The 25,402-nt window shown below is 45.1% G+C and carries 18 protein-coding genes and 1 pseudogene; 13 read left to right on the forward strand and 6 right to left on the reverse strand.

Translation table 11 applies throughout. The annotated features are described in order from the left end of the window. Window positions 1-284 precede the first annotated feature (284 nt). Window positions 285-1,295 carry a tRNA dihydrouridine synthase DusB gene (gene dusB, locus QUB64_RS04545; RefSeq protein ID WP_333269532.1) on the reverse strand — a complete coding sequence of 337 codons (1,011 nt, stop codon included), beginning with the start codon at window positions 1,293-1,295 and terminating at the stop codon, window positions 285-287. 659 nt (window positions 1,296-1,954) lie between these two features. Between dusB and QUB64_RS04550 the strand changes: the two genes are divergently transcribed. From QUB64_RS04550 to QUB64_RS04560, 3 genes are all read left to right on the forward strand, one after another. Beyond that, complete coding sequence (locus QUB64_RS04550; protein ID WP_333269531.1) at window positions 1,955-3,547, forward strand: glucose-6-phosphate isomerase; 1,593 nt, start codon at window positions 1,955-1,957, stop codon at window positions 3,545-3,547. A gap of 72 nt (window positions 3,548-3,619) precedes the next feature. Next, window positions 3,620-4,354, forward strand: coding sequence for a DNA-binding response regulator (locus QUB64_RS04555; RefSeq protein WP_333269629.1), 735 nt, complete (start codon window positions 3,620-3,622; stop codon window positions 4,352-4,354). 48 nt (window positions 4,355-4,402) lie between these two features. Further along, a complete protein-coding gene (locus QUB64_RS04560; RefSeq protein ID WP_333269530.1) occupies window positions 4,403-5,815 on the forward strand; it encodes a hypothetical protein in 1,413 nt (470 codons plus the stop codon). Here QUB64_RS04560 and QUB64_RS04565 read toward each other — a convergent pair. From QUB64_RS04565 to murC, 4 genes are all read right to left on the reverse strand, one after another. Further along, complete coding sequence (locus tag QUB64_RS04565) at window positions 5,812-6,315, reverse strand: low molecular weight protein-tyrosine-phosphatase (protein ID WP_333269529.1); 504 nt, start codon at window positions 6,313-6,315, stop codon at window positions 5,812-5,814. The two genes, QUB64_RS04560 and QUB64_RS04565, sit on opposite strands and share 4 nt — an antisense overlap. Before the next feature lie 319 nt (window positions 6,316-6,634). Then, window positions 6,635-6,982 (reverse strand): YbaB/EbfC family nucleoid-associated protein, encoded by a 348-nt coding sequence (locus QUB64_RS04570; protein WP_333269528.1) that lies wholly within the window; start codon window positions 6,980-6,982, stop codon window positions 6,635-6,637. A 62-nt stretch (window positions 6,983-7,044) separates the two neighbouring features. Then, window positions 7,045-8,001 carry a UDP-N-acetylmuramate dehydrogenase gene (murB, locus tag QUB64_RS04575; RefSeq protein WP_333269628.1) on the reverse strand — a complete coding sequence of 319 codons (957 nt, stop codon included), beginning with the start codon at window positions 7,999-8,001 and terminating at the stop codon, window positions 7,045-7,047. 148 nt (window positions 8,002-8,149) lie between these two features. Next, on the reverse strand, window positions 8,150-9,706 hold the full coding sequence (gene murC, locus QUB64_RS04580) for a UDP-N-acetylmuramate--L-alanine ligase (protein WP_333269527.1): 1,557 nt from the start codon (window positions 9,704-9,706) through the stop codon (window positions 8,150-8,152). A gap of 384 nt (window positions 9,707-10,090) precedes the next feature. Here murC and nadD point away from each other — a divergent pair, with 384 nt between their 5' ends. The 6 genes from nadD to QUB64_RS04610 all read left to right on the forward strand — a co-directional run bounded on the left by nadD (window position 10,091) and on the right by QUB64_RS04610 (window position 20,892). Then, on the forward strand, window positions 10,091-10,765 hold the full coding sequence (gene nadD / locus QUB64_RS04585; RefSeq protein ID WP_333269526.1) for a nicotinate (nicotinamide) nucleotide adenylyltransferase: 675 nt from the start codon (window positions 10,091-10,093) through the stop codon (window positions 10,763-10,765). A 191-nt stretch (window positions 10,766-10,956) separates the two neighbouring features. Next, window positions 10,957-11,976, forward strand: coding sequence for a type I glyceraldehyde-3-phosphate dehydrogenase (locus QUB64_RS04590; protein WP_333269525.1), 1,020 nt, complete (start codon window positions 10,957-10,959; stop codon window positions 11,974-11,976). A gap of 642 nt (window positions 11,977-12,618) precedes the next feature. Then, window positions 12,619-13,578 (forward strand): GDP-mannose 4,6-dehydratase, encoded by a 960-nt coding sequence (locus QUB64_RS04595; RefSeq protein ID WP_333269524.1) that lies wholly within the window; start codon window positions 12,619-12,621, stop codon window positions 13,576-13,578. Between the two features lie 210 nt (window positions 13,579-13,788). Then, window positions 13,789-14,565, forward strand: coding sequence for a glucose-1-phosphate cytidylyltransferase (gene rfbF, locus QUB64_RS04600; RefSeq protein ID WP_333269523.1), 777 nt, complete (start codon window positions 13,789-13,791; stop codon window positions 14,563-14,565). Continuing rightward, on the forward strand, window positions 14,562-14,861 hold the full coding sequence (locus tag QUB64_RS04605) for a hypothetical protein (RefSeq protein WP_333269522.1): 300 nt from the start codon (window positions 14,562-14,564) through the stop codon (window positions 14,859-14,861). Before rfbF ends, QUB64_RS04605 begins: the two co-directional genes overlap by 4 nt. A 124-nt stretch (window positions 14,862-14,985) precedes the next feature. Then, complete coding sequence (locus QUB64_RS04610) at window positions 14,986-20,892, forward strand: FkbM family methyltransferase (protein ID WP_333269521.1); 5,907 nt, start codon at window positions 14,986-14,988, stop codon at window positions 20,890-20,892. Between the two features lie 170 nt (window positions 20,893-21,062). Here the strand turns inward: QUB64_RS04610 and QUB64_RS04615 are convergent, their stop codons facing one another. Next, window positions 21,063-22,052, reverse strand: a complete 990-nt coding sequence (locus QUB64_RS04615; RefSeq protein ID WP_333269520.1) for a methyltransferase domain-containing protein — start codon at window positions 22,050-22,052, stop codon at window positions 21,063-21,065. Window positions 22,053-22,539: 487 nt separating this feature from the next. On the opposite strand from QUB64_RS04615, the gene QUB64_RS04620 reads away from it, so the two are divergent. The 4 genes and pseudogenes from QUB64_RS04620 to QUB64_RS04630 all read left to right on the forward strand — a co-directional run. Further along, a complete protein-coding gene (locus tag QUB64_RS04620) occupies window positions 22,540-23,148 on the forward strand; it encodes a DUF5678 domain-containing protein (protein ID WP_333269519.1) in 609 nt (202 codons plus the stop codon). An 85-nt stretch (window positions 23,149-23,233) separates the two neighbouring features. Next, complete coding sequence (locus tag QUB64_RS04625) at window positions 23,234-23,419, forward strand: hypothetical protein (protein ID WP_333269518.1); 186 nt, start codon at window positions 23,234-23,236, stop codon at window positions 23,417-23,419. A 408-nt stretch (window positions 23,420-23,827) separates the two neighbouring features. Next, window positions 23,828-23,968 carry a hypothetical protein gene (locus tag QUB64_RS32890; RefSeq protein WP_369124805.1) on the forward strand — a complete coding sequence of 47 codons (141 nt, stop codon included), beginning with the start codon at window positions 23,828-23,830 and terminating at the stop codon, window positions 23,966-23,968. A gap of 250 nt (window positions 23,969-24,218) precedes the next feature. After that, window positions 24,219-25,402: pseudogene (locus QUB64_RS04630) on the forward strand (hypothetical protein); the annotation flags it as partial.

The raw sequence follows: 25,402 nt of genomic DNA on the forward strand, positions 1-25,402 counted from the left end.
TGCCAAAAGTATCTGTAGGGTGTGGATCCATCGACAATCTCTAAAAAAGAGGGAAAATCTAATAGATCCGCACCTTACACATTAGGTAAACGAAACAAACCCAATAATTCTCTTGTAGCAAGGATTTTTAAAATTGGTATTACTTTGCCCAAAAACTAAGACGATTCCCAGATGCCAAAAGTGGAGATATCAGAAATTTAGACCCTAGTTGTTGCTCCCAGATCCATCTGTAAAGCAAATCTAAAATCTAAAATCTAAAATCTAAAATCGACTGTGGATCGGGTTTATGCGGGTAATTGCTCGATCGCGCGATCGATCGAATCGCAACCTTGCTCAACCGTTTCTACCACCGCCAACACGCCCCGCAATTCCGCAGCACCAGGGAAACCCTTAGCATACCAGGTTAAGTGCTTCCGCGCTTGACAGACACCGCTTTCACCTTTATATTCCCACAAAGCCCGCAGATGTTCCTTAGCACATTCGAGCAGTTCAATTGGTGTCGGAGGTATCTTTTCCACACCAGTTTTCAAGAAATGATCGACTTCTCCCACTAAAAAAGGATAGCCCAAAGTTCCCCGCGAACACATCACTCCGTCGGCGCCGGTTTCTTCCAGACAGCGCACCGCTGCTTCCACTGAAAAAATGTCTCCGTTACCAATCACGGGAATCGATAAAACTTCCTTAACGCGGCGAATCCATTCCCATTTTGCCGGGCCGGTGTAACCTTGCGATCGCGTGCGGCCGTGGATGGTAATCATTTTTGCTCCCGCATCTTCCATCCGCTTGGCAAATTCCAAAATATTAATTTCTTTGTCAGTCCAACCGATGCGAGTTTTCACAGTCACAGGAACATCTACAGCTTCCACAACCGCCCGCACAATTGCTTCGGCATTTTCGGGATCTCGCAGCAGCGAAGAACCGCCGCCGTTTTTAGTGATCTTGTTAACGGGACAGCCCATATTAATATCAACTGTATCCGCTCCTTCTGCCACAGCTTTCTGGGCCGCTTCTGCCAAGAAATTCGGCCGACAGTCAAACAATTGAATGCTAATTGGGCGCTCGTTTGGATCGATTTCCATAATTCGTGGCAGTTGCTTCACGTAGTGCAAACCCGTAGCGTTGACCATTTCGGTGTACATCATCGAATCCGGGGCGTAGCGGCGCACCAAGCGGCGAAATACCAAATCGGTAACGCCGGATAAGGGTGATTGCAGGACGCGGCTTTTCACTTCAAAGTCGCCAATTTTGAGGGGAGTTGCTAATCTTTCTTGTAATTCTGGAGATAGAGTAAGCATAGTCGATCGCACTTTTAATTCTAATATCTGTATATTCCAATACGGTTCAATTAGCGCTGTTTATTGCTCGGAGATCCCCCTAAATCCCCCTTAAGAAGGGGGACTTTGAAAATACTCTTGTTCCCCCCTTAAGAAGGGGGACTTTGAAAATACTCTTGTTCCCCCCTTAATAAGGGGGGTTAGGGGGGATCAGTCTTAAGTGAACCCTATTGCTGTATATTATACTACACTTCACGTAATTAACGGTTATTCATTATATTTTTAGCTGATGATTGAGTGACAGCTAAAAGTATCTTTAACCAGACTGCAACGTCTATTTTACAGCGGGCGATCGCCAGAATTTGATTATTGTTAAACCAGAGACCAAAGCCCAACCCCGACAACGCTTAAATCTATTGACCGCTATCGCTTGACTTTTTTTCTATCTATGGGGCGTTGCCGCCAATGGGCGATCTACCTACTAAGACTGTTGCCTAAGTCACATTTTTCTTCTAGAATTCTGCCGCAGCCTGATGCCGAAGGCAGCCGGATGCCTTCAGACGACTCATGCTTAAATTTATTGGGATTCTGCAAAAGCCATACATAACATCGTTTTAAACTACAATTGGTTGATTCCCGACTAGCCCGATCGAACTTTATAAGAATCGTAGAGAATTTATATGGACGCCGCAGCACTCTGGCAACGCTATCAAGACTGGCTTTACTATCACTCTGGATTGGGACTTTACCTCGATATCAGCCGGATGGGATTCGACGACGATGCGGTAGCAGCACTGAAGCCCAAATTTGACAAAGCTTTCAAAGATATGACAGCTTTGGAAGCAGGTGCGATCGCCAATCCCGACGAACACCGCATGGTGGGCCACTACTGGCTGCGAAACCCCGATTTAGCTCCCACTCCAGAATTAAAACAAGAAATAGTCGCAGGAATATCACAAGTCGAAGAATTTGTCAAGAAAGTTCAAAACCGCGATATCAAGCCGCCATTTGCTCCGCAATTTACCGATATTATCTCGATCGGCATTGGCGGTTCTGCCCTCGGCCCTCAATTCGTCGCCGAAGCCTTATCCCCAGACATTCCGCCCCTAGCAATTCATTTTATCGACAACACAGATCCCGCTGGGATCGATCGCATCCTCAACAAAATCAAAGACAAACTCAGCAGCACTCTAGTAATTAGTATCTCCAAATCCGGCGGCACCCCCGAACCCCGCAACGGCACGATCGAAGTTCAAAAAGCCTTCGCAGCCCAAAAACTCGACTTCGCCAAACAGGCAATTGCCATCACCGGCACAGACAGCAAACTAGACAAATTAGCCAAATCCGAAGGCTGGATTGCCAGCTTCCCCATGTCAGACTGGGTGGGAGGACGCACTTCGGAACTCTCAGCAGTCGGACTTTTGCCAGCAGCTTTGCAAGGTATCGACATTCGGGCGATGCTCGACGGCGCTAAAGTCATGGACGAAGCTACCAGAATTCCCGACATTAAAAACAATCCCGCCGCCCTTTTAGCCATGTCCTGGTATTGTGCCTGCAACGGACGCGGCGAGAAAGACATGGTAGTTTTGCCTTACAAAGATTCCCTGCTATTGTTCAGCCGCTATTTGCAGCAGCTAGTCATGGAATCGATCGGCAAAGAAAAAGACTTAGACGGCAAAACAGTTTATCAAGGAATATCAGTCTACGGCAACAAAGGCAGCACCGACCAACACGCCTACGTCCAGCAACTGCGAGAAGGCGTGCCGAATTTCTTCTTAACATTTATCGAAGTTTTGGAAGACCGGCAAGGCATTTCTGTTGAAGTAGAAACCGGCGTCACTTGCGGAGATTATTTGTCAGGTTTGTTGCAGGGAACTCGACAAGCTTTGTACGAAAATCACCGAGATTCAATCACCGTCACCATTCCTCAAGTCAACCCTCGGACAGTAGGAGCGTTAATCGCCCTCTACGAAAGAGCCGTAGGTTTTTACGGTTCCTTGGTGAATGTCAACGCCTATCACCAACCGGGCGTCGAAGCAGGCAAAAAAGCTGCCGCTGCTGTTTTGGAGTTGCAGCAACTGGTATTGGAAGCGATCAAAAACGCTCAAACACCTCTGTCTGTATCAGAAATAGCCAAAAAAGCAGGAAAGCCAGAGCAAATTGAGACAATTTACAAAACTCTGCGGCATTTGGCCGCCAACGGGCGGGGCGTAGCTTTGCAGGGAACATTAGCACAGCCTGCTACTTTAACTGCAACTTATCAAGAGAATTAAACAGTAGAATTAAAAATTAAAAGTGATTAATTTCACTTTTAATTTTTCATGTTTAATTTTAAATTTCCGCCCATGCCCTTGACGATTCTGGTTGCTGACGACGATTTCGCGACTCGCTTGTCGATTACGGATTATCTGGAAATTACTGGATACTCTGTAATCGCTGCTGAGAACGGCAAACAAGCTTTAGGCTTGGTAGAGGAATTTCAGCCCCACTTGATTGTTACCGACATTACAATGCCCGAGATGGATGGCTACGAATTCGTGCGCCGAGTTCGGACTCGTCCCGCCTTCCGCTTGCTACCGGTGATTTTTTTGACGGAACGCACGAGCACGCAGGAACGGATTCGCGGCTATCAGATGGGCTGCGACAATTATCTGGCTAAGCCTTTTGAACTCCCGGAGTTGGGGGCGGTAATTCGCTCTTTGCTCGATCGCTACGCTCTAATTGCTCAGGCACCGTCTCGTACCCCCGAGATCGAACCGATGCCAACAGAGGCAGGCAGCAGAGCCAATGGCAAGCCGGAAGCGGATTTTTTCAGTCAAAAGTCAGAAACGGGCGATTCCCTACGGGATAGCTCCGCCGCGCGTGCATCTGGTAGCCGGAATACTCCGACTTTGACGCAGCGAGAGCGACAAGTCCTAGATTTGGTGACAGAAGGTCTTTCTAATGTTCAAATCGGCGATCGGCTCCACCTCAGTCACCGAACCGTCGAAAAGTACGTCAGCAGCTTGTTCAGAAAAACTGAGAGTAACAATCGTGCAGAACTGGTTCGCTTTGCGATGGAACACCATTTAGTCAGATAACCGCAAACCGCTTTTGGCACGAAAATTACCTGCACTTATCCCGCAAATATGAATAACAGCCCCCTCGAAAATTACTTAAAAAATCATAAAATTCTATATGCTGTCGCACTAGCAGCTTCCATAATATTCTGTATTTCCATGACATCAATGGGAATCACCAAGTTTTACAGCGTTTTACAGGGTGGAGAAAACTATGGCGATTTCCCTACCAGGGGTTTCAGTGCGATCAGACTTCTAATTAACGGTTCCTACTTGATAGCAACAGTTACATATATTATCTGGTTAATTCAAAAAAAGCCGACCAGTTCCAGCTTTTTAGACATTTGCAAGTATGCAATCCCCTTTCTGGCACTTGCCCTCATAGCTTATCCCCAAAGCAATGACATTTATATGTACTTGCAGTACGGAGCGATGAACTTAAATAAAATCAATCCTTATCTTAATATTTCCTCTACATTTGTTTCTAACGTATCTCCCTTCCTCAACTGGTCGCAAACTTCTACCTACGGCCCAGTTTCTCTATTCTTTTTTTCGGTATCAGCACTTGCTGTACCAATTAGCCCTTTAGTGGGAGTGTATATTTTTAAACTAATCTGCGTTCTTGTACATACACTAAATGATTACTTAATTTGGCGATTGCTAACAAATTCCGATCGCCGCAACCATATCGCAATGGCCTATTTAGTCAATCCCATGCTGTTGAACGAGCAAATAGCTAATGCTCACCTTGACGTTTTGGTGGCTAATACATTGATTGTTTTAATAGGATGTCTTTACTATCGGCGATATATTTTCGCAGTCTTAGCAATTTGGGTAGGCTTTCTAGTAAAGACCTTACCTATTATTTGGATGCCCTTAGTTTTGGCTTTCCTCTGCAAGCAGCGTCGATGGAAAGATTTAGCAGCATCATTCTTGCTTTCTTTATTAATTATCGCGGCGATCACTTCTACATTTTTACCAACAGTTTCAGATTGGAAAAGTCTGTTAAATCCTGGAGTATCCTGGGTTACAGCTCGCTCTTTTCACGATGTGATAAATTTGTCTCTGCATTTTTTGCCAAATGTCAGTCTTAAAACAGGAAACCGTATTCAGTTATTTATCAAATATTTTGCGTATTTAAGCTGGATAATTTATTATGCACGGACGTTAATTAAATCCTACTTCAGTAAAAACTATTCGGAAATTAATTTGGTATCAGATATTGGCTGGACGACTCTCACTTTGTTTTTGTTTGCTACACCCTGGCTAATGCCTTGGTATCCATCTATTTTGCTGCCAATTGCTGCTTTGAGTATCAATTCTCCCAATTTTGTATTGACAACTTTAACTTTTTGCTTATCAATAAGTATAATTTTGGGGGGGGGAGATGGCAAAAGTGTACTCTCCCTAGTTACCAGTTTGCTCAGCGTTGTCCCCACTACAGCAGTGCTAATATTGGGGCGGAAAAAGGCACTTTTTTAAATTGATTGCTGGCCGCCCACTTGGAATTTTTCCTGACCGATAACGTAATCCAACAAACCTTCGGAAGCATCCAGCAGCAAATCAATTACTCGATCGAATCCCTCCGGGCCACCGTAGTAAGGATCGGGAACTTCCTTCAAGTCGTGCGATCGGCAAAACTCGCACATCAAGCGCACTTTATCTTTATATTTTCCCGCAGTATCAAGAGCAAGAATATTGCGATAATTGTCCAGATCCATCGCCAGAATCAAATCGAAATCTTCAAAATCTTTCCTCTGAAATTGGCGGGCTTCGCCTAACAATTCAATCTTGCGCTTCCTCGCCGCCAATGCCATCCGCCTGTCAGGGGGGCTGCCAATGTGATAGCCGCCTGTTCCGGCAGAATCGCAGGTGATGCGATCGCTCAAACCAGCTTGTTTGATTAAGTGATTCATAATATTTTCTGCTGAGGGCGATCGGCAGATATTTCCGAGGCAGACAAACAATAATTTATAAGACATTTAATTGGTCATTGGTCATTTTACCCGCTCGCGAAGTCGAAGGGTGGTCATTGGTCATTGGTCATTTTACCCGCTCGCGAAGTCGAAGGGTGGTCAGTGGTCAGTGGTCATTTTACCCGCTCGCGAAGTCGAAGGGTGGTCAGTGGTCATTGGTCATAAAAAAAATCTTTTCCTTTTTTCCCAATGTTCGCGGGTTCAGAGAACTCAACCAGTCATTAGCTATCAAGCCGTTAGTTAAACATAAATCACTAATGACTGATGACTGATAACTAATGACTGATGACTAATGACTGATGACTAATGACTGATGACCAAGGGCTTAGAAACCGGGGAGATTCAGTCCGCCAGTGAGTTCTTCCATTTTCTCCCGCATCGTCATCGTAGACTTAGTGTAGGCATCCTGCATCGCCACCGTGACGAGTTCCGAAACCACATCAGCCCCTTCACCCAGGGCATCCGGCGAAATTTCGACGCGGCGGGGTTCTTGGTTGCCGCTGAGAAAAACTTTAACCAAGCCGCCGCCGGCAGTTCCCTCAATTTCCATTACATCCAACTCTTCTTGGAGCTTTTTAGCTCCCTCTTGAACCTGCTGAGCTTTTTTGAAAGCTTCAGTCAGTTCTTTCATTTTGCCTAGGCCGAAGCCAAATCCTTGTCCTGATTTTGTCATAACTCGTTTGTGATGGTGTGTGGGCTGGCAGTGTGCCGTTTCCGTATTACTTCAATGATGCCTTAGAAGGGGAACTCTCCCAGTATTCTAACTTCTGGCTCCAACAACAGCGACCACCGCTGCTCGACTTGCTGTTGAACGTGGCGGATCACTTGAAAAATATCATTGGCCGTTGCCGACCCGCAGTTAAGAATAAAATTAGCATGGCGCTGAGCTACTTGCGCGCCGCCGATCTGGTATCCCTTGAGTCCCGCTTGTTCGATCAGCCAGCCTGCCGCCTTCGGGGTGGGGTTGCGGAATACTGAGCCGCAGCTAGGCAGATGGTAGGGTTGACTCGTCCGCCGCTGGCTGAAATTGTTATTAGTTTCTGCCATGACGATCGATCGATCGAATCCCGGCTGCAACTGGAAAGTCGCTTCTGTTACCAGGCGATCGCCCCCTTGCAGCACCGAAGTCCGGTAGCGGTACTTCAACTCTTGGGGAGTCAGAGTTTCCACCTTACCGCCAGGCGATAGGACGCGAGCGTTGACTAGAATATCAGCAGCACAGCCCCTGTGAGCGCCTGCATTCATCACCACAGCCCCTCCCACAGTGCCCGGTATGCCAACGGCCCATTCCAGGCCTTTCCAGCCCCGTTTAGCCGCCAACCAAGCGAGGCGGGGGATTGACTCCCCCGCCCCGGCTGTAACTTGACCTGTTTCTGCATTAAAATTTACCTGTTTCAGGTAGCGAGTGGCGACGACCAAACCGGACAAACCCCGATCGCTCACCAACAGATTAGAACCCGCGCCTAGCAGAGTCACCGGTATCCCTTCATCGTGTGCCCAGGCAAAACTCGCTTGCAAAGCCTCCAGACTGCGGGGAGCAACGTACCACTCGGCAGGGCCACCGACTCGGAAAGAAGTCAGGCCCGCCAGCGAAACTTGAGAATTAATCTTACAGTCAGTTCCCCGCAAAGAAATAGGAGAATACACTCGCCGATTTTCCTTAACAGAGGAGTCATTCGAGATAGTCACCATCTTGAAAATCCTTAAAAATACATTCGCTTGAGGAGGTCGTTGAAAATTCATTTACGTAACTTATGCGGCTGCTTGGAGCGAGCCGCCAGACAGCAGTGTCGGTACAACCTGCACCGCCATCATGTCGAGCTAATCCGGGTTCTGAGAGCTAATCCGGGCGATCGGCTGCTTGATAAAAAGCCATAACCTCTGGAATAATCTGATTCAGATTACCAGCACCCAAAAACAGAGCCAAATCCCCCGGTTGCAGATTTTGGGTTAAAAACTTACTTACCGACTCCAGGGAAGGCGCAAACACAACTTCTCGGCCTTCTTTAGCAATCAAATCAGCCACCTGCTGCCCGCTAATCTCTCCTAAATTCGGTTCCCCAGCACTATAAATATCGCAAACCACAACCAAATCTGCATCCCCAAAAGATTGAGCAAATTCTGGCAAAAATGTCATAGTCCGGCTGTAACGGTGCGGTTGAAAAATAGCAACTACTCTTCGGGATTTGGGATTCTTGTCGCTACCTTCGATGCGCAAGCGAGCAGCGGCCAAGGTGACAAGAATTTCGCTCGGGTGGTGGGCGTAGTCGTCCACAAACAGGATGTCATTGTGAAAACCCCGCACCTCAAAACGCCGGCGAGCACCTTCAAAGCCGGCAATCGCTTTCGCAATCGCCGAAAACTCCAACCCCAACAATCGACCCACTGCTACCGCAGCTAGTGCATTGCTGAGATTGTGTTTCCCCAGCAACTTCAACTCCATTTCCCCCAGGAAAGCTCCTCGCTCCCAAATGTGAGCCTTGGTGCTTTCGGCTCCGTACTCCACGCCCGAAGCCGTGTAGTCAGCACCGCTGTCCGGATGCAAGCTGTAGCTGACATCAGGCTGAAGGCAGTCTTTGACGATTTCGTCGTCAATGCAGCCCACCAAAGTTTGACAGTTTTCGGCAAACACCTTAAATGTGTCTATTACCTGGTCGAGAGTATCATAATGGTCTGGATGATCCAGTTCCACATTCGTCACTATGCCAATTTTGGCTACCAGCTTGACGAGAGAACCGTCCGATTCATCAGCCTCGGCAACTAAGTAGGGGCCTTCCCCTAAACGGGCATTGCCTTCCCAAGCATTTACCTCGCCTCCTACGACAATTGTCGGGTCTAGACCCGCAGCCATCAGCATAAAGCCAATTAAGCTGCTAGTAGTAGTTTTGCCGTGAGTCCCCGCTACGGCTATGCTTTGGTAATCTTTAATTAAGGCCGCCAACACATCCGAGCGATGAAAAATCGGACAGCCTAAATCTAAAGCAGCTCGATATTCGGCATTTGCCGGGTGAATTGCCGTCGAACAGACTACTTGAGGCAATCCCGAAATTGCTTGGGCGCCCGAACCGTTGCCATTCAATTTGAGAGCTTCGGCTGTCGCCACGGAAGTCCCTACCGTGCTAACGACTGCCGAGGATGCGACCCTTTCGGGCGCTCCGCGATCGTCCCGGCTACCGTTGAGGGCCGTTTGAAATACTTCAAAATTGCTGGCGTCCTGACGCCAAAAAATGTTAGCTCCCATTCCTTGCAAGCGCTGGGTTATATGACTCGATTTAATATCGGAGCCGTACACGGGCAACTTGCGTTTAGCTAGAATGTAGGCAAGGGCTGACATCCCAATCCCACCAATGCCGATGAAATGAAATGGTCTACCGCTGAAATCAACAGAACTCGGCATCTTCGCTCCTCACACACCACGCCACGCCAATAACACGCGATATCATATCAAGAATTGTTTTTTCAGGATACAGTTCGCGAGAGATTTTGTACAAAATTCTCTGCGCGTCCCTAGATTTGCGGGACTTGTAGAGATGTTTGTCTTGTATCCTATATGACTTAGTACCGAGTAGTTTTCCGGAACAGTCACAGCTCGAAAATTGCAGGTCAGATAGAAGGGGGTATGGGATCGGGACCAACTGACTGATTTTGGGCGATCGCATATTCCTGTATTTTTTTCCATCCCCTTGCTGTGCTGGGATACGGCAGCAAAGGCCCCGCGATGTTGTTTTTATGCCCGATGTGGGGTGAAACCCACAAAGATTTACCAAGACTACCACTTTGTATGAAAAAAGTAGCGATTTTGGGGGGGACTTTCGATCCGGTTCACTGGGGCCATTTGTGGATGGCCGAGACGGCGGTGAGTCAATTTGGTATCGATCGAGTCATTTGGGCGATCGATCGCACACCGAGTCACAAGTCGCACAGTGTTTTGGCAAGTTTTGACCAACGGCGGGAAATGGTGGCTCTGGCAACGGCCGGGCGACCGGATTTTGTACTTTTACCCCTAGATACCAATCCCTCTGGCACTTCTGGCGCTATTGACACTCTGCTATATTTGCAAAATTTGTATCCAGAGGGTCAGCGTTACTGGATTATCGGTGCTGATGCACTCCAAACTCTGCCCAAATGGCCGCGCTGTGGGGAAATTGCCCGGTTGTGTGACTGGTTGGTGGCCGGACGGGAGAGTGCCAGAGTGGGGGAGTGTCCGATGGGAATATCGATCGTCGGTGATTCAGTCGCAGACAAGATGCAGGTTGAGACAAATGCTGTTTGTTGTAAAGTTGCTGAACAGATGGCTGTTTTGGGAGTGCAAATTCGGTGGCAGGTTTTGGCGATGCCCGCGATCGAGATTTCCTCGAGCCACATCCGCCGCTGCTCGGCCGAAAGTCGCGATTTCCGCTACTTAGTCCCGGAAGCTGTCCGAACTTATATTGCCGCCCATCAGCTTTACCAGTAACCAGCGACTGAAAGCCGAAGGCCTTGGGCCTGGTAATTTCTTCTTTCAATAAAAATTTACATTTTTTCGATACAGACGAAAAGTTAGAAAGGATCAGCCTTTGCGATATGATCTTGTCTCATAACTCAATTCTTAAATTTTGCCAAAATTTCAGCCTGAGCTAAGGGCTGCCATCGTTAGGAGGTACTAAGGTGATTCGAGTCGCGATTAATGGTTTTGGACGTATCGGGCGCAGTTTTGCGCGCTGCTGGCTGGGCCGAGAAAACAGTGAGCTAGAGCTGGTAGCAATTAATGACACTTCCGATCCGAAAACTAATGCCCACTTGCTGAGATACGATTCCATGATGGGAACGTTGAAGGGTGTGGACATCAGTACGGATGAAAATTCGATTATTCTCAATGGCAAGACAGTTAAATGCGTGAGCGATCGCAATCCGCTCAACCTGCCTTGGAAAGATTGGGGTATTGATCTGATTATTGAAGCGACCGGCGTCTTCGTTGACCAGGCTGGTGCCTCGAAGCATATCACTGCCGGCGCTAAAAAAGTGCTGATTACAGCTCCCGGTAAGGGGCCTGAAGTCGGCACCTATGTGATGGGAGTCAACCACCACAACTACAAGCACAGTGACTACACTGTCATCAGCAATGCTAGCTGTACTACTAACTGTCTAGCTCCCGTACTGAAAGTGCTGCACGAAAATTTTGGCATCGTCAAAGGCATGATGACCACTACCCACAGCTATACTGGCGACCAGCGCTTGCTGGATGCCAGCCACCGCGACTTGCGGCGGGCGCGGGCTGCAGCAATGAATATTGTGCCTACTTCAACTGGTGCTGCTCAAGCTGTGGCTTTGGTAATTCCAGAATTGAAGGGTAAGTTAAATGGCATCGCGATGCGCGTTCCGACTCCTAATGTGTCGGTAGTTGATTTTGTGGCTCAGGTAGAGAAAAAGACTTTTAGCGAGCAAGTAAATCAAGTTTTCAAAGAAGCAGCCGAAGGCCCGATGAAGGGGATTTTGGAGTACAACGATTTGCCTCTTGTTTCTTGCGACTATCGCGGAAGTGATGCTTCTTCGATCCTGGATTCTAGCTTGACGCTGGTGATGGACGGCGACATGGTGAAGCTGTTGGCTTGGTACGACAATGAGTGGGGCTACAGTCAGCGGGTGGTTGACTTGGCTGAATTGGTCGCCCAACGCTGGGAAGGCTAGTTTAACTCGTTTCCAGGCAAAGATCAGACGGCGGTTGAAACCGCGCCAACACAAACTTTCGTCCGCCAACACGGACTAAGGATCGGACGTGCGGTTGAAACCGCGTCTACACAAACGTAGGCGTTAGCCTTCCCGAAGGGTAGTCCGGATCGTGTACGGACTGAAGTACAACTACTTATTGTAGGGTGTGTCGCTTTGAGGATTTTTGCCACTATTTGAAGATATTAATGGCGACGCACCAGACAGTTTAAGGTGCATCGGCATGAGATTTTTCGACACTATTTGAGGTGATCTGAGCGCGACACACGCTACAGTTTAATTGTTGTATGCTGTATCGCTTTCATTTGACACGAATAGCCTAGGCTATAGGCCAGATGAAAGCGATGCTCGATCGCACGGATGGGCAGAAACCTGGTTTTTTAACCCAAATATTTGGTTCAAAGCCTGAATATCGGTAAAAAACCAGGTTTCTTTAGTCCCACGCGTAAGTCCTGAAATTTGTTGGTTGTAAGCGCTTAAACTCGCTCTGGTAAGTCCTGGAAAAATCCAAAATATTAAAAACAATAAAAATTATGACGGTAAAAGTTAAACTACTGGAAAAATAGCAACAGCTACGGTAGAGTTCTGCAAGCAAAATGTGATATGAAAAAAGCGTTAATTTCTGGTATCTCAGGTCAAGACGGAGCTTATTTAGCTAAACTACTTCTGGATAAAGGTTATGAAGTTTCGGGCACCTCTAGGGACGCCCAAATGTCGAGTTTCGGAAACCTGGCTCGTTTGGGCATCCGAGACCAAGTAAAACTAGAATCGATGTCTCTCAACGATTTTCGCAGCGTCTTGCAAGTATTGGCAAAAATTGCACCCGACGAAGTGTACAATCTAGCCGGTCAAAGTTCCGTCGGCCTGTCTTTTGAACAACCCGTAGAAACCCTGGAAAGCATTGCCACAGGTACATTAAATCTGTTAGAAGCAATTCGGTTTACAGGCGGCAAAATTAAACTTTACAATGCCAGTTCCAGCGAATGTTTTGGGGATACCGGAGGCAGTGCAGCGGATGAAAACACGCCCTTTCGCCCCAGAAGTCCTTACGCGGTGGCGAAGGCTACAGCATTTTGGGAAGTAGCGAATTATCGGGAAGCGTACAATTTGTTTGCGTGTTCTGGCATCCTGTTCAATCACGAGTCGCCGCTGCGCCCGGAGAGGTTCGTCACCCAAAAGATTGTATCTGTTGTGTGCCGGATTGCTGCGGGTAGTTCCGAAAAACTCCACTTAGGCAACATTTCGGTGCAGCGGGACTGGGGTTGGGCACCGGAATATGTGGAGGCGATGTATTTGATGTTGCAGCAGTCTGAACCGGATGATTATGTAATTGCTACGGGTGTAAGTTATCCTTTGGAGGAGTTTGTGCAGAGTGCTTTTGTTTCTGCTGGTTTGGATTGGCGGGAACATTTAGTAACCGATGCCAGTCTCTACAGACCGACGGAGATTGCGGTTGGGTTGGGAAATCCGGGTAAGGCAAAGCAAAAGTTGGGATGGGAGGCGAAGTATCGGATGCCCGATGTGGTGCGGATGATGGTGGAGGCAAAGCTGAAGAAAGTTTGAGGAGTTTTCAATAAACAATATAGCAGTCAGGATTTGCTCGCTCTTGCCCGAGAAACGCGGTTTCTTTCTAGAGATCTCGCTGTCAAACCCAGGACTTTTTGTATAAACCGGGTTTCTCGGGCTGAATCAAGGTAAAGATTGCTTTTTGTTTTAGCAATGTACCTGTTTGGAATTATAAGTGATTGTGTACCATTTGAAAGATGGCGAAAAATGCAAGTAGTTATACTAGCCGGTGGTTTGGGGACTCGTCTGAGAGAAGAAACAGAATTTCGTCCTAAGCCCTTAGTTGATGTGGGCGGGCGGCCGATTATTTGGCATATTATGAAGACCTATGCCCATTACGGTTTCCGGGACTTTATTGTGTGTTTGGGCTATCGCGGCAACATGATTAAGGAGTATTTCCTGAATTATGAAGCTATGAATAATGATTTTACTATTTGCCTCGGTCGTCAAAACCAGATTACCTATCACGAGGATCATAAAGAGCAAGATTTTAAGGTGACACTGGCGGAAACTGGCTCGGAAAGCATGACTGGGGGGCGGGTAAAGCGGGTGGAGAAATACATCGATCGCGATAACTTTATGGTGACATACGGGGATGGAGTTGCTGATGTAGATATTAGCAAACTGGTTGATTTTCACAAATCCCACGGCAAGCTGGCAACTGTGACGACAGTGCGTCCTATTTCTCGCTTCGGAATTTTAGACGTAGACAATCATGGTAATGTGCTCGAATTCACCGAGAAACCTCAAGTAGACGGCTGGGCAAGTGCGGGATACATGATACTCAACCGTCGCATTTTTGATTATATTGGGGAAGATAAGTGCGTTTTAGAGCAAGAGCCGCTACAGCGTTTGGCTGCGGAAGGGCAATTGATGGCTTATCGTCACGACGGTTTCTTTTTCGCGATGGATACTTACCGGGAGTATAAGTATTTGAACGAACTGTGGGATAATGGCGAGGCTCCTTGGAGGGTGTGGGAATGAAGGAGGAAGGAAGAAAGGGCGATCGATATTATAAAAAAGTAAAATACATTGATACCTACAATTTGTTTGCGTGTTCTGGTCTTCTGTTTTATGAAAAACTTTGTGCAGACAGCTTTTGTTTGTGCCGGTTTGGGTGGGAACATTTGGTAACAGATGCGAGTCTCTACAGACCGACGAAAATTTCTATTAAGAAGGACAATCTCGGTAAGACAGAGCAATATTTGGGAGCGGAGGCGAATTACAAGATGCAGGATGTGCGGCGCCTGATGGTGGAGGAAAAAATAGGTAATGTTTAAGGTTTTTTTTGGGATGAAGCTTGCTACTTTTGGGTAATGAGTTTTGTGCCAAATAGAGTAATAAATAAGCTGGTTTCTACAAGTTATTTGGAATTTTGATAAAATATACGCAGGAGTAAGTGAGATGGGTGTGGGAGATTGCAAACAGCTAATTATATTGCTAAAAAATCAATATAATTTGCCAAGCTTTGTAGAGACGGGGAATTTTCAAGGTGGTACATCTGTGTGGGCCGCAGGACATTTCCACAAGGTATTCACAATAGAATTTGCTAGGCACATATATGAATCAACATCTAATGCTTACAGCCATATAAAAAATATAGAATTTTTGTGGGGTCATACAAAAGAGCAGCTTAAATTGGTTGTCCCTCAACTTAAGGAACCTGCTCTATTTTGGTTAGATCCTCATTGGATGGGTGGTGGCACGGCAGGAGAAAATGATGAGTGTCCGCTGCTGGAAGAGTTGCAAATTATTAATGATTCAGAATGCGAACACTTTATACTAATTGACGATGCCCGACTGTTTTTGTCTCCCCCGCCAAGTCCTCACCGTATAGAACAATGGCCTGGTATTCATGAAGTTATTGCTACATTGTCTGCGGGTAAAAAAAGATATACGGTTATATTTGAAGACGCGATAATCTCTGTGCCTGAACGAGCAAAAGCAGTGGTTGCTCAACACTGTCAAGATGTTAATACTAAGGCATGGGAAAACTTGGGAAAATCGGTTCAATCGCAGCCAGAACCAGTTTTGCCTGAAGATCAGGAAAAAACTAAAAAAGAAAAAAATAGTAGCCTTGAAAGCAGCGGTGAGAATCAAGTTATTGCTAGGTTTGTTAATGAGGCTAATGTCGTCTTCGATGTGGGGGCAAATGCAGGCGACTGGACACAAGAAGTATTGAATCAAGGTCATGATGTGGAAGCACACATATTTGAACCAATTCCTCATGTCTACAAAACGCTGATTAAAACCCTCGATGCTCGCCAAGTAATTGCTAACAATTTGGCTGTAGGTAAACAGGAAGAAGTTAAAACATTTTATTATTACGAAGCTAATTCACTTCTGAGTACCTTCTACCGCAGACTAGATGTGGAAAAGCAAGGGTTGCTCAATAAGCCCAAAGAAATTACAGTTTTAACAACCACTATCGACAGTTACTGTCAGCGGCACGGAATTAAAAGAATTAATTTTCTAAAAATTGATGCTGGGGGTAGCGAACTAGATGTAATTTGCGGTGCGAATCATTTCTTAGAAACAGGTCGTATTGATTATCTACAATTTGAATATGGCGGAACTTATTTAGATTCTAAAACAACTTTAAAAGAAACATTTGAATGTTTGCAAAAATTTCGGTATTCAATTTTTAAAATATTGCCTGATGGGCTAGAATACAAACAAAAATTTCAGCCAGAAGATGAAAATTTTGAATACAGTAATTTCTTAGCAGTAAACGAGCGATTCCGACAAAATGTTCTCGGTGAGACACCGCGAATGCTGGACTTGCAACAAATTTTCAGCCAATACGGAATAGTGCCACGCGGAGTTATTCACGTTGGAGCTCACGAAGGCACAGAAATCAGCACTTATCAAGCAATGGGTGTTCAAAAAGTGCTGTTTGTGGAAGCTAACCCGGTTGTGTTTGAACGGTTGCAAGCTAATATTGCTGGAGTGCCAAATGTTCAAGCCGTGAACTGTGCTGTTAGCAATGAAAACGGTACAGTAAACTTGCGGGTAACTTCGAGCGATCAAAGCATTTCTATTTTGCCACTGAAGCGTCACCTAGAACTTTATCCCAACATTCAGGAAACTCATCAAGTTACAGTAGAGTCAAAAACCATTGATACGCTGCTGCAAGAAATGCAGCTCAATCCTGATGACTTTAATATCTTAAACATAGATATTCAAGGGGCTGAACTGTTGGCTTTGCAAGGAGCAACTGACTGGTTGAAATGTGTGGCGGGAATTAACACAGAAGTTAATTACGAGGAACTGTATGAAGGTTGCGCGTTAATTGACCAGTTGGACGAATTTCTGGAAATGCAAGGCTTTCAGCGGGTGGCAACGATAACGCACCATCCCTACTGGGGCGACGCTTTCTATATCAAGAAGTCACTGATTACGATGGCAGCATTCGCGATCGCACGATTTGGAAATCAGATATTTGACTATGCTTTCTTGAAAATCTACACCAAAGAACATGGGATGCGGCTTCAGTTGCCAGCTTGGCCCGGTCAATATCTCTTCGGTCACAATGAACCCCCAATTGCTCATCCATTACCGGAAGTGAGGGAGCAAGAATATCCCTATAAACTTTCGGAATCGGCAATACTGAATGCGCCAGAACCAATTACGAATGCTGATTTTTTGGGATTTTTTCAGTTTCACACTAAGTATCACGCTCAGCACAAAGAATATTTTTGTTCGCTGTTTCAACCAGTGCCGGAAGTTGAAGCAAAGATGAAAGAAGCTGTTGGTCGTCTGCGGGAAAAAGGTAAAACGGTTGTCGGGTTACATTTGCGGCGCGGCGATTATAGTTGGGCTCAGGATATTGTTCCTTATCTAGCCATCGCTCCTAATGAATGGTACAAACAATGGCTGGACGGTCTGTGGGAAACTCTGGATGAACCAGTGTTGTTTATCGCTAGCGATGAAATAGAAAATGTGATCGGCGATTTTGCTGATTACAACCCAATAACAGCAAAAGATTTGGGTGTAGAAATGCCCGAAGCTACTTTCTATCCTGATTTTTACATATTGAGTCAGTGCGATGTTTTGGCTACTTCAAATAGCGCGTTCTCTTTTGCAGCAGCTATGTTGAACGAACAGTGCAAGTTTTTCTTCCGTCCTAACTTGAAAAAGAAAAAACTGATTCCCTTCGATCCTTGGAATAGCGAACCGTTGCTGCGGGATAATCCCAAGGAACAATCTGCGCTTGAGCTTCTGCCAGAAACTAGCCGAAAAAAGTGCAAACTGAGTGTGTGTGCAATTCTCAAAAATGAGGCTCCTTATCTGATTGAGTGGTTGGAGTTTCATAAAATAGTTGGTGTTGAAAGGTTTTATTTATACAACAACAACAGCACAGATAACCCCCTTGATGTTGTGCGTCCGTACATCCGTTCGGGTGAAGTTGTTTGGAACGAATGGGAGTTAAAACCGGGACAACTTCAGGCTTACGAACACTGTGTAAAAAGCTACAATAATGAATCTGAGTGGATAGCTTTTATAGATTTGGATGAATTTTTATTTGCAACCGAAAAAAGCGATTTGAAAGATGTATTGGCAGAATATGTTGATGTTCCGGCGGTGGCAGTTAATTGGTTGGTTTTTGGTTCTTCAGGTCACAAGACTAGACCTGAAGGATTGCAAGTAGAAAATTTTACTAAACGAGGAGAAGCCAATTGGGATATCAACAAGCATATCAAATCTATTGTGCGTCCTGTAGAGCCTATTCGCCCTACAACTCCTCACAGTTTTATCTACTTGAATAATCAGGTTGCAGTTACAGAGAATAAAGAACCGGTAGAAGGGCCTTGGTCGGCAACAGTTTCAGTTAAAAAGCTGCGGATCAATCACTACACTACGAGATCGCTGCAAGAAAGTAAAGAAAAAATGATCCGAGGTATAGCTGATTTACTGATTCCCAGACCGTGGATGTTTGATAGCACCGATCGCAATGAGGTAGAAGATTTAACGATTCAACGTTTTGTTCCCAGACTGAGGCAGGCTGTTGATGCAGCGATTGCTCAATCTCGAATAGCACAGATTGTAACAGAACAGTGGCGATTGCAATCTAAGCTTTACCAAATGCAAATAGAATTAGAGGAATCTCAGACCGATCTCGATAGGACTCAACATAAGTTGGCTTTGTCCGAAGCTCAACAGCATCACAATGAAGAACAACTCAACCATAGTAACGATCGGCTTGACGAGTTGGACGTAGACTTACAAAGGATTCCGATTGTTGAGAAATCAAATCCCATGCAACTGAAAATTCTGGCTGTTCTGGATGTTGCATCTGCTTACCCTGAAGCTCTGGAATGGCTGCGCGGATTTTATATAGATTCGCCTGCTATTGGTCAACTAGATAACAGTAAAATTTTGATCTCTGGTTGGGTGTTGGGCAAGAGCGATCCCGCTGTGGCAGTTGAGTTTATTTACAATGGCGAAACAGTCTGTACAAGCCCTGTAGACGGGTATCGATCGGATGTGGCCAGTGCTTATCCAGAAGTACCGCTAGCAGCACATAGCGGCTACGAAGCAAAGCTGGAAATCGCAGGAAAGCAGCCAGAATCTGAGGTGCTGATTCAAGCAGTTTTAGCCGATGAAACCCGCGTGAAGTTAGGATTGGTTCGATTGCAGGAATTTGTATATCAGTTCCCTTTAGGCAATCAGAAACAAAAGTACCGGATGAAATGGTTTTTTGCAATTAATGCAGCTAGTCATGGTTTTGAAATTTATTCGCAAATGATTAAAGTAGCAGTTTATACTGCTCAGCAAAATACATCACTAGAACCATATTGCATTTATGATGGCGAAGATAATGAATTGACAGATTGGCTGCAAAAAAATGGTGTGAAGATTATTTACCACAGAACACCTCATTATGAGAAACTACAGACTCAATATCCTGGGTATTCAACCGTAGCTTTCGGTGCATTCTTGAGAATTGAAATTCCCAAAATTGTACAGATTCATGAGATGCCGGACGAGTATGTTTTATATACTGACTGCGATGTAATGTTTTTTGATGATGTGGTTGACTATTTGCAAGATATAACTTGTGAGTATTTGGCCGCAACACCGGAACACGATCCCAATAACTGGGAATACTTCAATAGTGGTGTGCTGTACATGAATGTCAAAAATCTTCAAAGAATCCAGAAAGAATTTGACGATTTTATTGACGGAAACTTGGATAAAATATTACAGCTAGCTTTTGACCAAGGAGCCTATAACTTATTTTTCAAAGATAGGTGGGATAGGTTAGATATCCAGCTAAATTGGAAATCATACTGGCATTTTAGTCCGGAAGCACAAATTATCCACTTTCACGGGCCAAAACCCACTCAAGCAGAAGAGATAAGGAGTCAGACAGCACCGGCGAGTTCTATGCTGTTTGCTAATGGTTTTTATTGGCTAAATACGGAGATTTGGCAATTCACTTACGAAAAACTTGAAGAGCTAGATGCAGGAATTTTGGGCAAAACAGCAGAAGGCGAACAGATAGATACTCAGTTAGAGGAGAATAGCGAAGAATTAGCGCAATCTCAGACAAAACTGCACCATAATCCAGATGGATTTGAGCAATTGACAACTCAACAGCTACAAGTTCAAGAGGAACTTCAACCAATTAAAGAGGAACTTGAAATCTGGCAGACTCAATACCACAAAACTCAGGAAGAACTAGAACAAACCAAGTCTCAGCTAATGGAAGTTAAGACTCAACTGCAAGAGATGGAGACTGCTGCTGCTCCGTTAAATCAACTGGCAGAGTTGTATTTAGTTCAAGGAAAGTTAGAAGATGCGATCGCAGTTTGTGAGCAAGTATTAAAGATTAAACCCAAATTTGCTCCGGCGTACAAGACTTTGGGGAATGTATTCCAAGCTCAGGGTAAACTGGATGAGGCAAAGAATTGCTACATTCGCGCTCTTGAAATTCAGCCGGATTTTGCCCAAGCTTTAGCGAACTTGGGAACTATTCACGCACAGCAGCAACAGTGGCCACTGGCGATCGCATCTTACCAACAAGCGATCGCCATTCAACCCAATTTCGCTGGCTTTTACCGCAACCTGGCTAAGGTCTTTTCGCAAATTGGCAAGCCTGATGAAGCGACTGAGTGCTGGTATGCAGCAGTAGTTTTGGCACCGGAAACAACAGCAGAGGAATATCTCAACTTGGGCAACACTCTGTTAGAACAAGGGAAGCAGGAGCGGGCGATCGTATGTTACCGCAGGGCAGTTTATTTAAACCCAAGTTTTGCTGAGGCTCATGACAAGTTAAGAGAAGTTATGTCTGTTGTAGGGGAGTAGGATGAAAAGATCGCTGATTATCAAAAAGCGATCGAACTACAGCAAAACCTCTCTTATACCTTCAATTAACCATCAGCCACCTAATGCCGCGCTGACTCTGGCAACTCAAGCAATTCACCTAATGTCTGCTTTCAGCTTCGCTAAGGCTGAAAGCATAGGGAACAGAACACTTAAGTATTTGGCTTTGGGTAATGGCTGCCTGGTATTAAAACATCTTCCAGTGTTACATCCCATCTGAACTTGTCAGAATTAATCTCTGCTACTTTTTTAGCAAGGATGACTACTCCTCCAAATACAGGAGTAAGCGGAAATCTTTCTTGGCTAGACCTCAGACAATCAAAGTGCAAGCGCATCGGTTCGTGAAAAGCAGCTTTGATCACTTCAAATCCTAACGCTGGCGTAAATAAAGCCTTAAGACCTTCGTCAGTGAAACGCCAAAAGTCCCAAGGTATCTCATGGGAGGGCCAGGAAAAATGAGTGTGATGAAAGGTAAATCCTCCTATTTCTAGCACCTTATTAATTTCCATTGCGGCTACCCAAGGCATTGCTAAATGTTCCAAGACAGACATAGAAAAAACTGCATCAAACCGTCTATCGGGAAAATATTGAGACAACTTATGAGCGTCCCCCACCACATCTGTATTGGCGTCTGGATAATAGTCAAAGCCAGTGTAAGAAGCTGCGCCACTCAATAATTGCCTGTGGCTGACAGTTCCGGGCGATACGATTCGCGAACCAATTTCTAAAACTTTGAGATGTTGATCGTTGACTAACTGCATAAACTCGCCGTGAATGCCAGCACCTTCGGGGAAGATATTTCTGTCAGGTTCAGGCGGTCTCGATCCGGCGAAAGCTATGGTCTTACTTGATATTCCTCCCTGAACTTTCGCGAAAAATGTGGCATTGTGCTGAGCAGTGCGGTTGAGATGAACGACAAAACCACATTTTTCGTTGTAGTATTGCGGTAGCGCGATCGCTATGTCAGGGCGCGGATGCCAAGAAGTAATTGGCACGCAAGTATCGCCCACACAGATTTCTACTTGCTCTAAACTTCCCTTTTTGCTGACAATCCAGCCCCGAATCCCAATAGCATAGTCATCCGACCAGGACTCATCTACGCACAAAATTAAGTTCTCATCTTGCTCTACCATCTTGCTCATGCCGCTTCTCCTTAAGCTATGTTCAAATTTTTATTTCCGAGGTACTTGTCGGATTTGATGTTAATTTGCTATCTATGGTGCTGTTGAGGCTGTTAGCTCTCTAGAGTTGCCTCCTTGTAGAAGTTGATTGCCTTTGTCGAATTTGGTCACAGCTTTTTTTGGGTAGATTTTGGGTTGTTTACTTTATGATTAGAGAATAATGTTCTAAGCTGAATTGCTTAGGGCTTGGCGGCGATCGCCCATCTATAATACCTGAATACCTGGTGCGTGCGGGAACATCCTCAGAGGCCTGAAGTCTGATATCCTTGGTACGGCAAGGGCTTGAGTTGATTGCGGGCGAGCGGGCAAAACTTACCCTATGTAGTAGAATGGGATACAAAAGCCCGATCGCGACAGGAGTAAATTATGTTTGAGAAAATTTGGTAGCGACAGATATCATTAACCCAACGATAGATGATTTTCTAAAATACAAGAAAGTGATTTAATTATGGAACCAGAGTATCCTACAGCCAATGATTGGTATAAAGCTCATCGACCGGAGTTAAAAAAATATCGGGGTGAGTGGATAGCTTATACTAACAAAGGAGTGATCGGTCACGATCGCGATTATCGAAAGATGAAGGATGCGCTCGATCCGAGTTTGTCTGGTTTAGATTATGTAATTGAACGGATATTTGAAAGCGAGTTTGTCGAACCAGTCAGATTTTATCCAGTCAGAATGAGAACATTAAAATCTCACGATTGGCAACCTAAATACCAGTTGTTATTGAAATTTCAGCATACCGTAACAGTAAAAATTTTGGTTGATTCAGGTGCAGAACTTAGTTTGATTACGAAAAAACTTGGTGAAGACTTGGGTTATACTAAAGGGTCTGAAGAAATCAACAATCAAGCTGAAGGAGTTGGTGGCAGTATTGAATATCTATTACGACAGATAGAAATGCAGTTGGATGGTCATATTTTTACTGCGCCTGTCGCTTGGGCACAAACAGATTTTTGCCAGGAAATACTTTTGGGCAGAGAGGTGGTGTTTGATTTGTTTGATATAGAATTTAAGCAAGCTGAGGAGACAATTATTTTTAAGCGGCGACCGTAGTGAACTACCTCGATCGACTTTAAGTTAATTTTTTGTGTGCTGAGTCCAGTGCTTCACTCTAATGCACAAGTTGGGTTCTGAGTCAATGGCACAGGGTAGAGCCCGATCGACCTTTCTAGTTTACCCGATCGCGCGGGGAATGTCGATCGCCTGCGGTTATTTATTGGTGAACACAATTTATTATCAGCTCGACGGCTTAGGGCTTGGTGGCGATCGCCCATCTATAATACCTGAATACCTGGTGCGTGCGGGAACATCCTCAGAGGCCTGAAGTCTGATATCCTTGGTACGGCAACGGCTTGGGTTAATTGCGGGCGATCGGGGAAAATTCCCCCAAAATTGTGGTAAACTCCTCAAAAAGCTTTGTGGCAGTCGCTGATCTGAGGGAAACTGGAAACTCAAAATTACCTTGGGGCAATGTCTCTATTCGTAAGGACTGGGGATCAACTGGAAGATGTAGAGAGTTAAATCAACTTCTACGACAGATAGAAATAGACTTGGATGCTCATACTTTTACTGCCAACTATAAGTGCTTGCCGTGCAACCGAATTTAGCTGGAGTTTCTCGCAATTGAGCTAGCGCATTTTCACAGCAAAACAAGCTAGAAGAAGCGACTGATTGTATGTATATAGTATTCACACTAGAAGCATAAAAATCTACTGCCTTAGATTATGTTAACTTGGGTAACACCCTTTTAAGTCAAAATCGGGTAGAGAGAGCAATTATCTGTTACCACAGAGCTATTTACTTAGATCCAAGTTTTTCTGAGGCTCATCGCCTATTGAGGGAAGTTATATCAAGTCCGATCGAACGCTTATAATTATTTCAGTGCGAGCGGGACGCTCGCACTGAAATAATAACTGATTAACCGAACATGATATTATGACTTAAAATTTAATGTTATTAGGTAGAATAGCAAAGTTCGCGATTGGGTTGTATTATTGTGGTATGAGTGGGAGCGAGACAAGGAATCTTGATTTATCATCGAAATTTCTCCGCTGTCATGCTCGCTCAATGCTTCTCTACAATTTAAACAGAGTTGAAATTTGGAAAAAAGTGAGGGTTTGATTATGACTGAATGGCAAAGAACCTTTAGTTTAAATGGAAAAGATCTGTATTACAACCGAATCAGATACAACAATCCAACAGAAAGAACGGTTGAAGTTCCGACCGCGTTTGATTTCTTAGCAAGTCTAGACAAAAAAGACCGGATTCTTGAAGTTGGAAATGTACTGGCTTATTATGAAAATGCGCTCAGCGAACATACGGGAATTATTAGAAGAAAAATAGTAGACAAGTTTGAAAATGAGCTTGGTGTAGACAATGAAGATTTAATGGATCTGCGATCGGCAGAAAAATTTGATGCTGTAGTTTGTATTTCAACAGTAGAACATATAGGGCAGCAAGAAGAGCCTTCTGGCACCTATGGCGAACATATAGAGAACCGCGACCTAGAAGCTCCCCTGAAAGCGATCGCCAAAATATACGACTTACTTGATGTTGGTGGAAAAGCTTTGATTACTGTCCCTTTTGGAACTCTGACAGATGGGGATTGGTACATTCAGTTCAGCGGACAGTATTTAGCTCAATTAAAAAAATATGGAGTTCCTAAAGAAGCGATATCTACAAATTTCCTGAAACAGATTGATAGAAATCCAATCTGGGATAAAGCTCAGATGCTGTGGGCAGAAGTAGATGGTTTAGAAGTTAGCGATGCTGAATACAACTATCCCTTCCCTTACTCAAATGCGATCGCTGTTATAGAACTTACCAAGCTTTCAAACGATTTTCATTTAAACTTAGATGTCGAACCTGCGCCTTTATTTTACCACAGACCACACGATCTTCGGGGGCAATGGGAGCAATCGCAGTCTCAACTCCATCAAACTCAGACAGAATTGGAGCAATCGCATTCTCAGTTGCACCAAACTCAGACAGAGTTGACTCAATCGCAGTCTCAGTTGCACCAAACTCAGACAGAATTAGAGCAAACTCAGACAGAGTTGGAGCAATCGCAGTCTCAGTTGCACCAAACTCAGACAGAGTTGGAGCAATCGCATTCTCAGTTGCACCAAACTCAGACAGAATTGACTCAATCGCAGTCTCAGTTGCACCAAACTCAGACAGAATTAGAGCAAACTCAGACAGAGTTGGAGCAATCGCAGTCTCAGTTGCACCAAACTCAGACAGAGTTGGAGCAATCGCAGTCTCAGTTGCACCAAACTCAGACAGAGTTGGAGCAATCGCAGTCTCA

Origin of the sequence: Microcoleus sp. Aus8_D2 (assembly GCF_036702665.1) — a bacterium.
In the GTDB taxonomy this organism is placed as follows: Bacteria; Cyanobacteriota; Cyanobacteriia; order Cyanobacteriales; family Microcoleaceae; genus Microcoleus.

Coding starts and splice junctions, on each gene's coding strand:
- dusB (WP_333269532.1), bottom strand. CDS start 1,295: ATGCTTACTCTATCTCCAGAATTACAAGAAAGATTAGCAACTCCCCTC.
- QUB64_RS04550 (WP_333269531.1), top strand. CDS start 1,955: ATGGACGCCGCAGCACTCTGGCAACGCTATCAAGACTGGCTTTACTAT.
- QUB64_RS04555 (WP_333269629.1), top strand. CDS start 3,620: ATGCCCTTGACGATTCTGGTTGCTGACGACGATTTCGCGACTCGCTTG.
- QUB64_RS04560 (WP_333269530.1), top strand. CDS start 4,403: ATGAATAACAGCCCCCTCGAAAATTACTTAAAAAATCATAAAATTCTA.
- QUB64_RS04565 (WP_333269529.1), bottom strand. CDS start 6,315: ATGTCTTATAAATTATTGTTTGTCTGCCTCGGAAATATCTGCCGATCG.
- QUB64_RS04570 (WP_333269528.1), bottom strand. CDS start 6,982: ATGACAAAATCAGGACAAGGATTTGGCTTCGGCCTAGGCAAAATGAAA.
- murB (WP_333269628.1), bottom strand. CDS start 8,001: ATGGTGACTATCTCGAATGACTCCTCTGTTAAGGAAAATCGGCGAGTG.
- murC (WP_333269527.1), bottom strand. CDS start 9,706: ATGCCGAGTTCTGTTGATTTCAGCGGTAGACCATTTCATTTCATCGGC.
- nadD (WP_333269526.1), top strand. CDS start 10,091: ATGAAAAAAGTAGCGATTTTGGGGGGGACTTTCGATCCGGTTCACTGG.
- QUB64_RS04595 (WP_333269524.1), top strand. CDS start 12,619: ATGAAAAAAGCGTTAATTTCTGGTATCTCAGGTCAAGACGGAGCTTAT.
- rfbF (WP_333269523.1), top strand. CDS start 13,789: ATGCAAGTAGTTATACTAGCCGGTGGTTTGGGGACTCGTCTGAGAGAA.
- QUB64_RS04605 (WP_333269522.1), top strand. CDS start 14,562: ATGAAGGAGGAAGGAAGAAAGGGCGATCGATATTATAAAAAAGTAAAA.
- QUB64_RS04610 (WP_333269521.1), top strand. CDS start 14,986: ATGGGTGTGGGAGATTGCAAACAGCTAATTATATTGCTAAAAAATCAA.
- QUB64_RS04615 (WP_333269520.1), bottom strand. CDS start 22,052: ATGAGCAAGATGGTAGAGCAAGATGAGAACTTAATTTTGTGCGTAGAT.
- QUB64_RS04620 (WP_333269519.1), top strand. CDS start 22,540: ATGGAACCAGAGTATCCTACAGCCAATGATTGGTATAAAGCTCATCGA.
- QUB64_RS04625 (WP_333269518.1), top strand. CDS start 23,234: ATGGCACAGGGTAGAGCCCGATCGACCTTTCTAGTTTACCCGATCGCG.